The 12,390-nt window shown below is 59.9% G+C and carries 14 protein-coding genes and 1 other RNA gene; 10 read left to right on the top strand and 5 right to left on the bottom strand.

Annotated features, from left to right (window positions below):
- Nucleotides 1–93: 93 nt before the first annotated feature.
- The gene (locus NPS29_RS26065) at nucleotides 94–1,131 is read right to left on the bottom strand and encodes an NADP(H)-dependent aldo-keto reductase (protein WP_274136213.1); all 1,038 of its coding nucleotides are present in this window, start codon (nucleotides 1,129–1,131) and stop codon (nucleotides 94–96) included.
- Nucleotides 1,132–1,370: 239 nt separating this feature from the next.
- On the opposite strand from NPS29_RS26065, the gene rplM reads away from it, so the two are divergent.
- From rplM to NPS29_RS26030, 7 genes are all read left to right on the top strand, one after another.
- Entirely contained in the window at nucleotides 1,371–1,799 is a 429-nt protein-coding gene (rplM, locus tag NPS29_RS26060; protein WP_062384256.1) for a 50S ribosomal protein L13, read from the top strand.
- Between the two features lie 14 nt (nucleotides 1,800–1,813).
- Nucleotides 1,814–2,206 (top strand): 30S ribosomal protein S9, encoded by a 393-nt coding sequence (rpsI, locus tag NPS29_RS26055; RefSeq protein WP_166596464.1) that lies wholly within the window; start codon nucleotides 1,814–1,816, stop codon nucleotides 2,204–2,206.
- A gap of 262 nt (nucleotides 2,207–2,468) precedes the next feature.
- A complete protein-coding gene (petA, locus tag NPS29_RS26050) occupies nucleotides 2,469–3,062 on the top strand; it encodes a ubiquinol-cytochrome c reductase iron-sulfur subunit (protein ID WP_274136210.1) in 594 nt (197 codons plus the stop codon).
- Nucleotides 3,062–4,273, top strand: coding sequence for a cytochrome b (locus tag NPS29_RS26045; protein ID WP_274136208.1), 1,212 nt, complete (start codon nucleotides 3,062–3,064; stop codon nucleotides 4,271–4,273). Before petA ends, NPS29_RS26045 begins: the two co-directional genes overlap by 1 nt.
- Nucleotides 4,273–5,055, top strand: coding sequence for a cytochrome c1 (locus NPS29_RS26040; RefSeq protein WP_274136206.1), 783 nt, complete (start codon nucleotides 4,273–4,275; stop codon nucleotides 5,053–5,055). The genes NPS29_RS26045 and NPS29_RS26040 overlap by 1 nt, the downstream gene beginning before the upstream one ends.
- A 228-nt stretch (nucleotides 5,056–5,283) precedes the next feature.
- Nucleotides 5,284–5,901 (top strand): glutathione S-transferase N-terminal domain-containing protein, encoded by a 618-nt coding sequence (locus NPS29_RS26035; RefSeq protein WP_274136204.1) that lies wholly within the window; start codon nucleotides 5,284–5,286, stop codon nucleotides 5,899–5,901.
- A gap of 19 nt (nucleotides 5,902–5,920) precedes the next feature.
- Entirely contained in the window at nucleotides 5,921–6,334 is a 414-nt protein-coding gene (locus NPS29_RS26030; RefSeq protein ID WP_274136202.1) for a ClpXP protease specificity-enhancing factor, read from the top strand.
- 184 nt (nucleotides 6,335–6,518) lie between these two features.
- Here NPS29_RS26030 and NPS29_RS26025 read toward each other — a convergent pair whose 3' ends face one another.
- The 4 genes from NPS29_RS26025 to NPS29_RS26010 all read right to left on the bottom strand — a co-directional run bounded on the left by NPS29_RS26025 (nucleotide 6,519) and on the right by NPS29_RS26010 (nucleotide 10,029).
- On the bottom strand, nucleotides 6,519–7,097 hold the full coding sequence (locus tag NPS29_RS26025) for a BON domain-containing protein (protein WP_274136200.1): 579 nt from the start codon (nucleotides 7,095–7,097) through the stop codon (nucleotides 6,519–6,521).
- Nucleotides 7,094–7,687 (bottom strand): phosphoheptose isomerase, encoded by a 594-nt coding sequence (locus NPS29_RS26020; RefSeq protein ID WP_120129559.1) that lies wholly within the window; start codon nucleotides 7,685–7,687, stop codon nucleotides 7,094–7,096. Before NPS29_RS26020 ends, NPS29_RS26025 begins: the two co-directional genes overlap by 4 nt.
- 156 nt (nucleotides 7,688–7,843) lie before the next feature.
- A complete protein-coding gene (locus NPS29_RS26015; protein ID WP_274136197.1) occupies nucleotides 7,844–8,218 on the bottom strand; it encodes a YraN family protein in 375 nt (124 codons plus the stop codon).
- Nucleotides 8,215–10,029, bottom strand: coding sequence for a penicillin-binding protein activator (locus tag NPS29_RS26010; RefSeq protein ID WP_274136196.1), 1,815 nt, complete (start codon nucleotides 10,027–10,029; stop codon nucleotides 8,215–8,217). The genes NPS29_RS26015 and NPS29_RS26010 overlap by 4 nt, the downstream gene beginning before the upstream one ends.
- Nucleotides 10,030–10,251: 222 nt before the next feature.
- On the opposite strand from NPS29_RS26010, the gene rsmI reads away from it, so the two are divergent.
- The 3 genes from rsmI to mraZ all read left to right on the top strand — a co-directional run bounded on the left by rsmI (nucleotide 10,252) and on the right by mraZ (nucleotide 12,390).
- Complete coding sequence (rsmI, locus tag NPS29_RS26005; protein WP_274136194.1) at nucleotides 10,252–11,157, top strand: 16S rRNA (cytidine(1402)-2'-O)-methyltransferase; 906 nt, start codon at nucleotides 10,252–10,254, stop codon at nucleotides 11,155–11,157.
- Nucleotides 11,158–11,244: 87 nt separating this feature from the next.
- An RNA gene (gene rnpB / locus NPS29_RS26000) (RNase P RNA component class A) lies at nucleotides 11,245–11,602 on the top strand.
- A 332-nt stretch (nucleotides 11,603–11,934) separates the two neighbouring features.
- On the top strand, nucleotides 11,935–12,390 hold the full coding sequence (gene mraZ / locus NPS29_RS25995; RefSeq protein WP_110948512.1) for a division/cell wall cluster transcriptional repressor MraZ: 456 nt from the start codon (nucleotides 11,935–11,937) through the stop codon (nucleotides 12,388–12,390).

The raw sequence follows: 12,390 nt of genomic DNA, 5'->3' as shown, positions 1-12,390 counted from the left end.
TTCCGATCTCCCGCGACCGCGGCGTGTCAGAGACAGTGATGCTGACTGACACGCCGCCGTCGCGGGCAAGCGCGCTCCTACAAGGGTATTGCGTCAAGGCGCAGGGTTCGGCTGATCCTTGTGAATCGCCTCGATCCCGGCCAGCACTTCCTCGGACAGCACCAGCTCAGCGCTTGCCAGGTTGCTTTCCAGTTGCTCCAGCGTGGTCGCGCCAATGATATTGCTGGTCACGAACCCACGGCTGGTGACGAACGCCAGAGCCATCTGCGCCGGGTCCAGGCCGTGCTGCTGCGCCAGCGCCACGTAACGGGCGCACGCCGCCTCGGACTGCGGGTTGAAGTAGCGGGTGAAGCGGCTGTACAGGCTCAGACGCGCATGTGCCGGGCGGGCGCCGTTGGCGTATTTGCCCGACAGCATGCCAAACGCCAGCGGCGAGTAGGCCAGCAGGCCGCACTGCTCGCGAATGGCGACTTCCGCAAGGCCCACCTCGAAGCTGCGGTTGAGCAGGTTGTACGGGTTCTGGATCGATACCGGGCGGGTCAGGCCGTGGGTGTCGGATTCAGCGAGAAACTTCATGGTGCCCCATGGCGTTTCGTTGGACAGCCCGACGTGACGGATCTTGCCGGCCTTGACCTGCTCGTCCAGGGCCTGGAGCACTTCCAGCAACGGCGTGAAGTATTCCTCGGAATGGTTGTAGCCCAGCTTGCCGAAGAAGTTGGTGCTGCGCTCCGGCCAGTGCAACTGGTACAGGTCCAGGTAGTCGGTCTGCAGGCGCTTGAGGCTGGCGTCCACGGCCGCAACGATATGGTCGCGGTTGAATTTCAGCTGGCCGTCGCGAATGTAGTCGATGCCGTTGCCGGGGCCAGCGATCTTGCTGGCCAGGATCCAGTCGGCGCGGTCACCGTTCTTCTTGAACCAGTTGCCGATGATGGTCTCGGTGCTGGCGTAGGTTTCTTTCTTCGGCGGGACGGGATACATCTCGGCGGTATCCATGAAATTGATACCTGCCGCCTTGGCGCGTTCGATCTGGGCAAAGGCCTGGGACTCGCTGTTTTGCTCGCCCCAGGTCATGGTGCCCAGGCAGATGGCGCTGACATTGAGGTCGGTTCTGCCCAGTTGGCGATAGTCCATGTGGCTCTCCTGATCAAAAGAGCCATAAAAGCAGGTTGAAATTTTTTTCGCAATCTGCATAATTCCGCAGCTCTTCGTCACGGGAGTGATGCCCCGCGACCAAGACTCCGCTGCGATCGAACGCGCTGACCCGAGCCCCCTATAGCGTTCGTGCCCGGCGGCCTTTGACTTGTCAAAGACCGTACTATCGAGTATGCTCCGCCGTCTATTTTTTCAGGCGGCCTTTGAGGCTATAAAGAATGAAAACTTTTACCGCTAAACCGGAAACAGTAAAGCGCGACTGGTTCGTCGTCGACGCTGCTGGTCAGACCCTGGGTCGTCTGGCCACTGAAATCGCGAGCCGTCTGCGTGGCAAGCACAAACCGGAATACACTCCGCACGTTGACACCGGCGACTACATCGTCGTGATCAACGCTGAGCAAATCCGCGTTACTGGTGCCAAAACCTCCGACAAGATCTACTACTCTCACTCCGGTTTCCCGGGCGGGATCAAGTCGATCAACTTTGAAAAGCTGATCGCCAAAGCTCCTGAGCGCGTGATCGAGACCGCGGTCAAAGGCATGCTGCCTAAGAACCCGCTGGGTCGCGACATGTATCGTAAGCTGAAAGTCTATGCGGGCGCTGCTCACCCTCATACTGCTCAGCAGCCCCAAGAACTGAAGTTTTAACGGAATAGTTCATTATGTCGGCGACTCAAAATTACGGCACTGGCCGTCGCAAGACCGCAACCGCACGCGTTTTCCTGCGTCCGGGCACCGGTAACATCTCGATCAACAACCGCTCCCTGGATTCGTTCTTCGGTCGCGAAACTGCCCGCATGGTAGTTCGTCAGCCGCTGGAACTGACCGAGACCGTTGAGAAATTCGACATCTACGTCACCGTCATCGGCGGTGGTGTGAGTGGTCAAGCTGGCGCAATCCGCCACGGTATCACCCGCGCTCTGATGTCCTACGACGAAACCCTGCGCAGCGCTCTGCGCAAAGCTGGCTTCGTTACTCGCGATGCTCGCGAAGTTGAACGCAAGAAAGTCGGTCTGCGTAAAGCGCGTAAGCGTCCGCAGTACTCGAAGCGTTAATTCGCTTTTCGTTCAAAAAGAACGCTCAGTTTCCTCACGGAACTGGGCGTTTTTTTATGGGCGTCTATTATTGGGTGTGACGACTGGTCTCATCCGTGGATGCCCCGTTCCATAAGGCCTCCCCGTTTTCGCCAAATGGCAATACCCTTGCGGATAGAAGGGCCTTTGCTTACATTTGGCAGGATTTTTTTGACAGCTAGAAAAATAATTCAAAGGGATGCCTGACCAAGCAGGCCTCTAAAAGCTGATGGGAGAGGACGGAATGAGCAATGACGGCGTGAATGCAGGCCGGCGTCGCTTCCTTGTCGCGGCCACATCTGTGGTCGGCGCTGCAGGAGCGGTGGGGGCTGCGGTCCCGTTCGTGGGGTCATGGTTTCCCAGTGCCAAAGCCAAGGCGGCGGGCGCACCCGTGAAGGTCAACGTCAGCAAGGTCGAGCCAGGCCAGCAGATGATCGCCGAATGGCGGGGCCAGCCGGTCTTCATCGTTCGTCGAACGCCCGAAATTCTCACCAACCTGACCAAGATCACCGGTCAGCTCTCCGATCCCGAATCCAAGAACTCCGTTCAGCCTGCGTACGTGGACCCCAAGGTTCGCTCGATCAAACCCGAGCTGCTGTTGCTGATCGGCATCTGTACCCACTTGGGCTGCTCGCCCACGTTTCGCCCTGAAGTGGCCCCCGCAGACCTGGGCAAAGACTGGGTCGGCGGCTACTTCTGTCCTTGTCACGGCTCCCATTACGACCTGGCTGGGCGCGTCTACAAGGCGCAACCTGCACCCCTGAATCTGCCAGTGCCGCCGCATTCCTACGAGTCGGACTCAATCATCGTCATCGGCGTCGATCAGGAGAAAGCGTAATGAGCAAATTCATGGACTGGATCGATGCGCGCTTCCCTGCGACCTCCATGTGGGAAGACCATCTCAGCAAGTATTACGCCCCCAAGAACTTCAACTTCTTCTATTTCTTCGGCTCGCTGGCGTTGCTGGTGCTGGTCAACCAGATCGTCACCGGCGTATGGCTGACGATGAGCTACACACCCTCGGCGGAGGAGGCGTTCGCCTCGGTCGAGTACATCATGCGCGATGTCGAGTACGGCTCGATCCTGCGCCTGCTGCACTCCACGGGGGCGTCGGCGTTCTTCATCGTGGTGTATCTGCACATGTTTCGTGGCCTGATGTATGGCTCGTACCAGAAGCCTCGGGAGCTGGTCTGGATCTTCGGCATGCTCATTTACCTCGCGCTGATGGCAGAGGCATTCATGGGCTATCTGCTGCCATGGGGGCAGATGTCGTACTGGGGCGCGCAGGTCATCATCTCGTTGTTCGGCGCGATTCCGGTCATCGGCAACGACCTGACCCAGTGGATTCGCGGCGACTACCTGATTTCCGGGATCACCCTGAACCGCTTCTTCGCCCTGCACGTGGTCGCGTTGCCCATCGTGATTCTCGGCCTTGTGGTGCTGCATGTGCTGGCGCTGCACGAAGTGGGTTCGAACAACCCCGACGGCGTCGACATCAAGAAGCTCAAGGATGAAAACGGCAAGCCACTGGACGGGATCGCCTTCCACCCGTACTACACGGTGAAGGATATCGTCGGCGTCGTGGTGTTCCTGTTCATCTTCTGTTCGATCGTGTTCTTCTTCCCGGAGATGGGCGGCTACTTCCTCGAGAAACCGAACTTCGAGCAGGCCAACGCATTCAAGACGCCAGAGCACATCGCGCCGGTGTGGTACTTCACGCCGTTCTACGCGATCTTGCGGGCCATCCCTGACAAGCTCATGGGCGTCATGGCCATGGGCGCGGCGATCGCGGTGCTGTTCGTGTTGCCCTGGCTTGATCGAAGTCCGGTCAAGTCCATGCGTTACAAAGGCTGGCTCAGCCGGATCTGGCTGGTGGTGTTCTGCGTGTCGTTCGTGATCCTGGGAATTCTCGGCGTGCTGCCGCCCAGCCCTGAACGCGCGCTGCTGTCTCAGGTGTGTACGTTCCTGTACTTCGCCTATTTCATCCTGATGCCGTTCTATACGCGGATGGAGAAGACAAAACCGGTTCCGGAAAGGGTGACTGGCTGATGAAAAAATTATTGGCTGTTTTCATTCTTTCTGCCTTGCCTGTGCTGTCCTTTGCCGCCGAACACGGTGGACCGGACCTGGAAAGCGTCGACATCGACGTCTCCGACAAGGTGGCCATGCAGGACGGCGCCCGCACCTTCGCCAACTATTGCATGGGCTGCCACAGCGCCAAGTTCCAGCGTTACGAGCGGGTCGCGGATGACCTGGGCATTCCCCATGAGCTGATGCTGGAGAAGCTGGTGTTCACCGGTGCCAAGATCGGCGACCACATGACCGTCGGCATGCAGTCGGCGGACGCCAAGGCCTGGTTCGGCGCAGCGCCGCCCGACCTCACCCTGGTTGCCAGGGTGCGGGGCACCGACTGGCTCTACGGTTACCTGCGCTCGTTCTACGAGGACCCGGCACGGCCTTGGGGGGTGAACAACAAGGTCTTTCCTAACGTGGGCATGCCCAACGTGCTGGTGGGGCTGCAGGGCCGCCAGATCATCGGCTGCAAGCAGGTCCAGGCGGTCGAGGATGGCAAGAAGCAGTTCGACCCGCTGACCGGCTCGCCACTGACCCATGAAGCCTGTGATCAACTGACCATCGTGCCCAAGACCGGCACGCTCACCGAAGAGCAGTTCGATGAGAAGGTGAAGAACCTGGTGACATTCCTGGCCTACTCGGCCAACCCGGTCAAGCTGCAACACCAGCGCATCGGCACCTATGTGCTGCTGTATCTGGCGATCCTGTTTATCTTCGCGTACCTGCTCAAACGTGAATACTGGAAAGACGTTCACTGACTTCGCGCCAGTGATGAAGTAGATGGAACGCGCTCTGAAGAGCCTCATTCGGGCAATGGACGCAGAGCGGGTATAGTGGCGGGCGAAAGATTACGGAATTTACCTTGAGTAAATGCGCTATCTTGTCGCCCGCGACGAACACCCGCTGATTGTGGATGTTGCCGGAGGCGCCTTCAGGGCGCGTTCGTTTTTCTGCTTCTGAATATTTAACAAGCGAGGAGGATCACCATGGGCGTGACCAATCGGTTGGCCTGTTACTCCGACCCCGCCGACCACTATTCCCATCGCGTGCGCATTGTGCTCGCCGAGAAAGGTGTCAGCGCCGAGATCATCGATGTCGTGGGAGGTCGCCTTCCGCCGCAACTGGTCGAGGTCAATCCGTACGGCAGCACACCGACACTGGTCGATCGCGATCTGGCGTTGTACGAGTCGACAGTGGTCATGGAATACCTGGATGAGCGTTACCCGCATCCGCCTTTACTGCCGGTTTATCCCGTTGCCCGGGCCAACAGCCGCCTGCTGATCCATCGGATCCAGCGCGACTGGTGCGTCCTGGTGGATGTCATCCTGGATGCTCGCAGCAAAGAAGCTGCCCGCACCCAGGCGCGCAAGGAGTTGCGCGAAAGTCTGACCGGCGTCTCGCCACTGTTCGCGGAAAAGGCTTTTTTCCTCAGTGACGAGCAAAGTCTGGTCGACTGCTGTCTATTGCCCATACTCTGGCGCCTGCCGATTCTGGGTATCGAGTTGCCGCGGCCTGCCAAGCCGCTGCTTGATTATATGGAGCGCCAGTTTGCGCGTGAGGCATTCCAGGCGAGTCTGTCTGCTGCCGAACGCGACATGCGCTAAAGGCTTAAGGAAACATTCGATGAACTCCAGTCGCCCCTATCTGATCCGTGCTCTCTATGAGTGGATCGTGGACAACGATTGCACGCCGCACATCCTGGTCAACGCCGAGTACCCGGCGGTGCAAGTCCCGCAAGGTTTCGCCAACGACGGACAAATCGTCCTCAACATCTCGCCGAGTGCCGTGCGCCACCTGCACATGGACAACGACGCGGTGAGTTTCGAAGGCCGCTTCGGCGGTGTGCCGCACAGCCTGTATGTGCCGGTCGCTGCGGTCATGGGGATTTACGCCCGTGAAAACGGCCAGGGCATGGTCTTCGACCTGGAGCCTGCCGTGGACGACGATGATGATCTGGATGTCGAAGACGACATGCCGCCACCGGACGACGAACCGCCACGCCCGAGCGGCCGGCCGAGTCTGAAAGTGGTCAAGTAACCCGACTGCGCGGTAACGAAAAAGGCGATCCCGAGGGATCGCCTTTTTTGTCGCCGCAGTTTGAGCGCATCGCACGTCCCGTAGCAGCACGGCTTGCCGGCGGGGATATTCTCAAGATCGCTTCCGCCGGCAAGCGGAGCGCCGCCCGGCCGGGCTGCTACGGTGGGAGCGATGGGCTGGCTGTTTAGTCGATGTACTCGAACAGCTTCACGATCTTCTGCACGCCGCCTACGCCCTGCACCAGGTTGGTGGCGCGGGTGGCTTCGGCCTGGGTCAGCAGGCCCAGCAGGTAGACGATGCCGTTCTCGGTCACGACCTTGATGCGCGAGCCCGGGATGGCGCTGTCGGTGAGCATCTCGGTCTTGATCTTGCTGGTCAGCCACGCATCGTTGCTGCGCGCCAGCATCGAGGAGGGCGCGATGACCTGCAGCTCGTTGTTGACCTTCTTGACCTTCTGCACCTGGGCGGCGGTCTGCTCGGCCAGTTGCTTGAGGTCGGCGCGTGGGGTCTGGCCGGCCAGCAGCACGATGCCGTTGAAGCTGGTCACCACGATGTGCGAATTGTTGTCCAGATCGGGGCTGGCCTTGGCGATGTTGACCGCGGCCTTGGTTTCGATCAGCGAGTCATCGATCTTGCTGCCGAAGGTGCGCGTACCGCGATCGTCGTCGATTGGCGCTTCGCGGCTGGCGTTGATCACCGAGCTGCATCCGCTGACGCCCAGGCACAGTGTCAGGGCCAGCAGGCTGAGACGTTTGGATATCATTCTTCACTCCCGAACAATTGGCTGTCGATCAGATCGCAAAGGCAATGGATCGACAGCAGGTGGACTTCCTGGATACGTGCGGTGACCTTGGCCGGGACGCGGATCTCCACGTCCTCGGGCAGCAGCAGCGAGGCGACATCGCCACCATCGCGACCGGTCAGAGCTACGACAATCATTTCCCGATCATGTGCCGCCTGGATGGCCTGGATGATGTTGGCCGAGTTGCCGCTGGTGGAAATCGCCAGCAACACATCGCCGGGCTGGCCCAGGGCGCGGATCTGCTTGGAAAAGATTTCGTTGTAGCTGTAGTCGTTGGCGATCGAGGTGATGGTCGAGGTGTCCGTCGTCAGCGCGATGGCGGGCAGGCTCGGGCGTTCACGCTCGAAGCGGTTGAGCAGCTCCGACGAAAAGTGCTGGGCATCGCCGGCCGAGCCGCCGTTGCCGCAGGCAAGCATCTTGCCTTCGTTAAGCAGGGCGTTGACCATCACCTGGCTGGCTTGCTCGATGTGCGGTGCAAGAACGTCCATCGCCTGTTGCTTGGTATCGATGCTGGCCTGAAAAAGCTGGCGAATTCGGGATTGCATGTCCATCTATGAAAACCTTAATAGGGGCGGCTGGTCGGGCGACGTCTGAAAGAGGTCATCGGCTTCCCGGCACAAAACTGTGCAGCCCGCAAAGCAAAGAGCAAATCAGTGTGAAGAGTGGTGTCGGCGAACAGGTTCGCAGATGTGGGCTTCAACGCGTAGTCAGGTGTCGAACGCATTCTGCACCCAGTTCGTTACAGGCCCCGCTCCCGGCTCGCCGTTGATGGCGACGACATCGAATCGGCAGGGGGAATCTGCCCATTTCGGTTCGGTCTGCAAGAACCATTGTGCAGCCAGGGTGAGCTTTTCCTGCTTGCGAACATCGACACTTTCCATCGCGCCACCGAAGCTTGCGTGGCGCCGATAGCGAACTTCGACGAATACTACTGTATCGCCGTCGAGCATGACCAGATCAAGCTCACCGCGTTTGCATGACCAGTTCTGTGTAATCAGTTGCAAACCTTGTTGCTGCAAGTGTTGCAGGGCGTGGGCCTCGGCCTCTCGCCCTGCGGTCTGGCGCGTGCTGCCTTGGGTCAAGGCGTGGTGTCCGGCAGGCGCTGGACGCGACCGTCGACGAACTGGGCCCATGGAAGTTGACGCTCGATACGCTGGCCCTGACCGATGGCCAGGCTGCCGGACAGACCGTCGATGCGGCTCTCAGGCAGGGTCTTGAGCTGGGTCAGGCGCGGCGCCAGGCGATAGGCATCGATGCCCATGGCGTACAGGCGACCCAGGCTGCCGGCGGCTTGAGGCCACTGGGTGGTGACTTGCTGGCGCAGTGGGTCGGTGGCGTTGAGCAGCCAAGGGGTTTCGCAGAAGCGCACGCCGGCCAGGTCGTTGTACATCGCCTGGTCGCCGCTGTTGGTGAACAGGTGCGAAGTCGCATAGACAGGCACGTCACCGGCGTACTGGAAGACCATGGTCGGTTTGATCTGCTGGGCCTGTTGCGGGGTCGCGGCCAGGAACATGAAATCGACGTCCTGGCGGCGGCTTGGCTGGGCGGCCATCTGTGCGCCGGTGGTGCTTTGCAGGCGCTGGGCGCGGCCTTCGCTGTTGCGCAACTGGAACAGGTCGGCGACTTGCTGGGCCAGGGCTACCGGCTGGTCGATGCGTTCGACACCCAGCAGGGTGCCGCCCTTGGCTTGCCAGCTCTGGCGGAAGGCGTCGAGCACGCGGTCGCCCCATTCGCCTTTCGGCACCATGGCGACGGCGCTGCGTTTACCGTCAGCCCAGGCGCGACGGGCCACTTCACGGGCTTCGTCTTCCGCTGCCAGGCCGAACTGGAACAGCTCGGCCGGACCTTGCGCGGTCGAGTCGCTGTAGTTCAGGGCCAGGGTGGTGATAGGCAACTGCGGATGAGCGCTGAGCTGTTTGACCAGCGGTTTTTCCAGCGGGCCGACCACCATCTGTACGCCAGCGGCCTTGGCCTGGGCGTAGAAGGCATCCATCGAGGTTACGCGGGAGCTGTCGAACACTTCGATGGCAGGCGGCTTCTGGCCGGCCTGTTGCGCCTGATAGTGCGCAGCCATGAAGCCGTCACGCAGGGCACGGGCGACCGAGGCGAGGGGGCCATCTTGCGGCAGCAGCAGGGCGATCTTGGTCAGTGGCTGGCTTTTCAGGTCGCGCAGTTGAGCGAGCGACGTCGGCAACTGACGTGCGGCAGGGTGTTGCGGGTTCTGCGCTTTCCAGTTGTCGATGGCCGCCTGTTGTTGTTCCAGCGTGCCGGCACCCTTGACCGCGCGGGCCAGGCTCAGCCAGCCGCCCATGTCATCGGTGGCGTTGCTTTGCAGTTGCTCGGCAGGCAATGCCGCGACCAGTGTCCAGATCGCATCGTTGTTGGCGCTCAGGGCGTCGCCTTGCAGCAGCGGGCCCATGAACACGCGCTCGCTGGCGGCGGCGAGGGTCTGGCCATCAGCTTCCAGGGCGCGAGCGCGAACGGTGTGGGTGCGGGTCTGCAGGTCCACCGGCATTTCGCCCAGGTGCTGCAGGCTCGGGTGGTTGAGGGCGGTCAGCGCAGCCTTTGGCTGGCTGCGGCCCAGGGCCAGTTCGGCGGACAGGGTGTTGGCGTAGATCTGCTTGTCCGTCTTGAGCTGATCCATCTGGACTTGCTCAAGAATGCTCGCTGCACGGCTCGGGTTGTTCTGGCGTGCGGCCAGGTCCGCGGCGGTCAGCCTCAGCAGTGCGGCCTGATCGGGCGTCTTGGCGCTCGACGCCTGTTCGAGCAGTTGCTCGATGGTGGCGTCAGGGGTGCGTGGCAACTCGCCAAGGCTGGAGGAGGGCGAACTGGCGCAGGCGGCCAACAAGGCAGCCAGGCAGAGGGCAGAGAACAGCCGCAGGCAAGCGATCATGTATATGTTCCTGATACTTGAGCAAATAAGAGTGGAATTGTACCCAAGCACTGGCCGGGGCGCGACGTTGGAGGTATCAAAGCTGCGATATTGACCATGCAGATGGGCAATTGTGCGCACCGCGTGGTGGAATTCCCTGACAATGGCAGCCGATATCAATGTATGAGCGGATGTGTGGGTGCATTTTCCAATCTCCCTGTCTGGATCCCCTGAACCTGTACAATGCAGGTTTTTACCCCACATGAGGTGCGCGTTTTGACTGCTCCAGGTGCTTTGAATTCCACTACAGGCTCGCTTTATGTGGTGGCCACGCCGATTGGCAACCTGGACGACATGAGCGTGCGAGCACTGAAAGTATTGCGCGAAGTGTCATTGATTGCCGCCGAAGATACCCGGCATTCATTACGCCTGATGCAACATTTCGGCATAGCGACTCCGCTGGCTGCGTGCCATGAACATAACGAACGCGAAGAGGGCAGCCGATTCATCACCCGCCTGCTGGCCGGTGACGACGTCGCGTTGATTTCCGATGCGGGCACGCCACTTATTTCCGATCCTGGCTATCACCTGGTGCGTCAGGCGCGGGCGGCAGGCATTCAGGTGGTTCCGGTGCCTGGTGCTTGTGCCTTGATCGCGGCGTTGTCGGCGGCAGGCCTGCCGTCGGACCGTTTTATCTTCGAAGGCTTCCTGCCGGCCAAGTCGGTGGGGCGCAAGGCGCGTCTGGAACTGTTGAAGGAGGAACCGCGCACGGTGATCTTCTACGAGGCGCCGCACCGGATTCTCGAATGCCTGCAGGATCTTGAAGAAATCTTCGGTGCCGAGCGGCCTGCGGTGCTCGGGCGTGAGCTGACCAAAACCTTCGAAACCCTGAAGGGTTTGCCACTGGGCGAGCTGCGGGCCTTCGTCGAGGGCGACAGCAACCAGCAACGCGGCGAGTGCGTGGTGCTGGTTGCAGGCTGGAGCGAACCTGAGGGCGAGGACGTGATTGGTGCCGAGGCGCGCCGCGTGCTGGACCTTCTGCTGGAGGAAATGCCGCTCAAGCGCGCGGCTGCGTTGGCTGCCGAAATCACCGGCGTGCGCAAGAATCTGCTGTACCAGGTGGCCCTCGACAAGCAAAAGGGCGAGTGATCGCCATCCGTCAGCCTGTCACTCAATAGTGCCCCAGGCTTATTAATGCTTGTTCTTGAGCCTGCCAGCCATTAACCTTGGCGGCGGAGAGTCGATTGGACAGTCGCTGCCTTTCATTGTTCCGCAATGAAGGGGGGAGGAAAGTCCGGGCTCCATAGGGCGGAGTGCCAGGTAACGCCTGGGGGGCGCGAGCCTACGGAAAGTGCCACAGAAAATAACCGCCTAAGCACTTCGGTGCCGGTAAGGGTGAAAAGGTGCGGTAAGAGCGCACCGCACGGCTGGTAACAGTTCGTGGCTAGGTAAACCCCACTCGGAGCAAGACCAAATAGGGTTCCAAGGCGTGGCCCGCGCTGGAACCGGGTAGGTTGCTAAAGATGTCCAGTGATGGCCATCGTAGAGGAATGACTGTCCTCGACAGAACCCGGCTTACAGATCGACTCTCCACCTTTTCCCCTCTCCCTGCTTTTTCTCGCATTTCTTTCTCGCTTTCTTTGTCAAAATCCTCCCCTCGTAATGCCGAAAAAATCTTAAACCTCACAAAACACTTTAAGTTTGAACGCCATCTTTCTGAATATTTTCGGATTTATCTGTAGTCCCAATCCGAAATTTTCGGAAACTCCCGCACCACCTCTCCTAAATCTCCGTTCTGTAAGGGTTTTCCTTAAGAAGTTGCCTTGACGGTGTGGTGGGCGCATTCCTATAGTGTGCGCAAGTGGCGGAAAGTGGCGTGAAGTGGGTTTTTTGAGCGCAAAAAGATAATATTCGGAGAAAGCGCCTGTGTTCCGTGGTGCAAACGCAATCAATCTCGACGCAAAGGGCCGTCTCGCTATGCCGAGCCGGTACCGTGACGAGCTCGATTCGCGTAGCTCCGGCCAGTTGATTGTGACCATTGATACCGTTGACCCGTGCTTGTGCATCTATCCGCTCCCGGAATGGGAACTGATCGAAGCCAAACTGCGCGAGCTTGCAACATTCCGTGAAGAAAACCGTCGTCTGCAGCGACTGTTGATCGGTAACGCGGTTGATCTGGAACTCGACGGCAGTGGGCGCTTTCTGGTGCCGCCACGTTTGCGTGACTACGCCAAGCTCGATAAGCGAGTGATGCTGGTTGGCCAGCTCAACAAGTTTCAACTGTGGGATGAGGACGCCTGGAACGCACTTGCTGATGCGGACCTTGCGGCCATTCAAAAACCGGGCGCGATGCCTGATGAACTGCGTGATTTGATCCTGTGA

The organism is Pseudomonas putida (genome assembly GCF_028682175.1).
In the GTDB taxonomy this organism is placed as follows: Bacteria; Pseudomonadota; Gammaproteobacteria; order Pseudomonadales; family Pseudomonadaceae; genus Aquipseudomonas; species Aquipseudomonas putida_AD.
Note: the sequence above shows the minus strand (reverse complement) of the source record. Positions and strands in the feature narration are given on the sequence as shown.

What these genes read in the sequence shown, in the direction of transcription:
- NPS29_RS26065 (WP_274136213.1), bottom strand. Translation starts at nt 1,131, where the DNA reads ATGGACTATCGCCAACTGGGCAGAACCGACCTCAATGTCAGCGCCATC.
- rplM (WP_062384256.1), top strand. Translation starts at nt 1,371, where the DNA reads ATGAAAACTTTTACCGCTAAACCGGAAACAGTAAAGCGCGACTGGTTC.
- rpsI (WP_166596464.1), top strand. Translation starts at nt 1,814, where the DNA reads ATGTCGGCGACTCAAAATTACGGCACTGGCCGTCGCAAGACCGCAACC.
- petA (WP_274136210.1), top strand. Translation starts at nt 2,469, where the DNA reads ATGAGCAATGACGGCGTGAATGCAGGCCGGCGTCGCTTCCTTGTCGCG.
- NPS29_RS26045 (WP_274136208.1), top strand. Translation starts at nt 3,062, where the DNA reads ATGAGCAAATTCATGGACTGGATCGATGCGCGCTTCCCTGCGACCTCC.
- NPS29_RS26040 (WP_274136206.1), top strand. Translation starts at nt 4,273, where the DNA reads ATGAAAAAATTATTGGCTGTTTTCATTCTTTCTGCCTTGCCTGTGCTG.
- NPS29_RS26035 (WP_274136204.1), top strand. Translation starts at nt 5,284, where the DNA reads ATGGGCGTGACCAATCGGTTGGCCTGTTACTCCGACCCCGCCGACCAC.
- NPS29_RS26030 (WP_274136202.1), top strand. Translation starts at nt 5,921, where the DNA reads ATGAACTCCAGTCGCCCCTATCTGATCCGTGCTCTCTATGAGTGGATC.
- NPS29_RS26025 (WP_274136200.1), bottom strand. Translation starts at nt 7,097, where the DNA reads ATGATATCCAAACGTCTCAGCCTGCTGGCCCTGACACTGTGCCTGGGC.
- NPS29_RS26020 (WP_120129559.1), bottom strand. Translation starts at nt 7,687, where the DNA reads ATGGACATGCAATCCCGAATTCGCCAGCTTTTTCAGGCCAGCATCGAT.
- NPS29_RS26010 (WP_274136196.1), bottom strand. Translation starts at nt 10,029, where the DNA reads ATGATCGCTTGCCTGCGGCTGTTCTCTGCCCTCTGCCTGGCTGCCTTG.
- rsmI (WP_274136194.1), top strand. Translation starts at nt 10,252, where the DNA reads ATGCAGGTTTTTACCCCACATGAGGTGCGCGTTTTGACTGCTCCAGGT.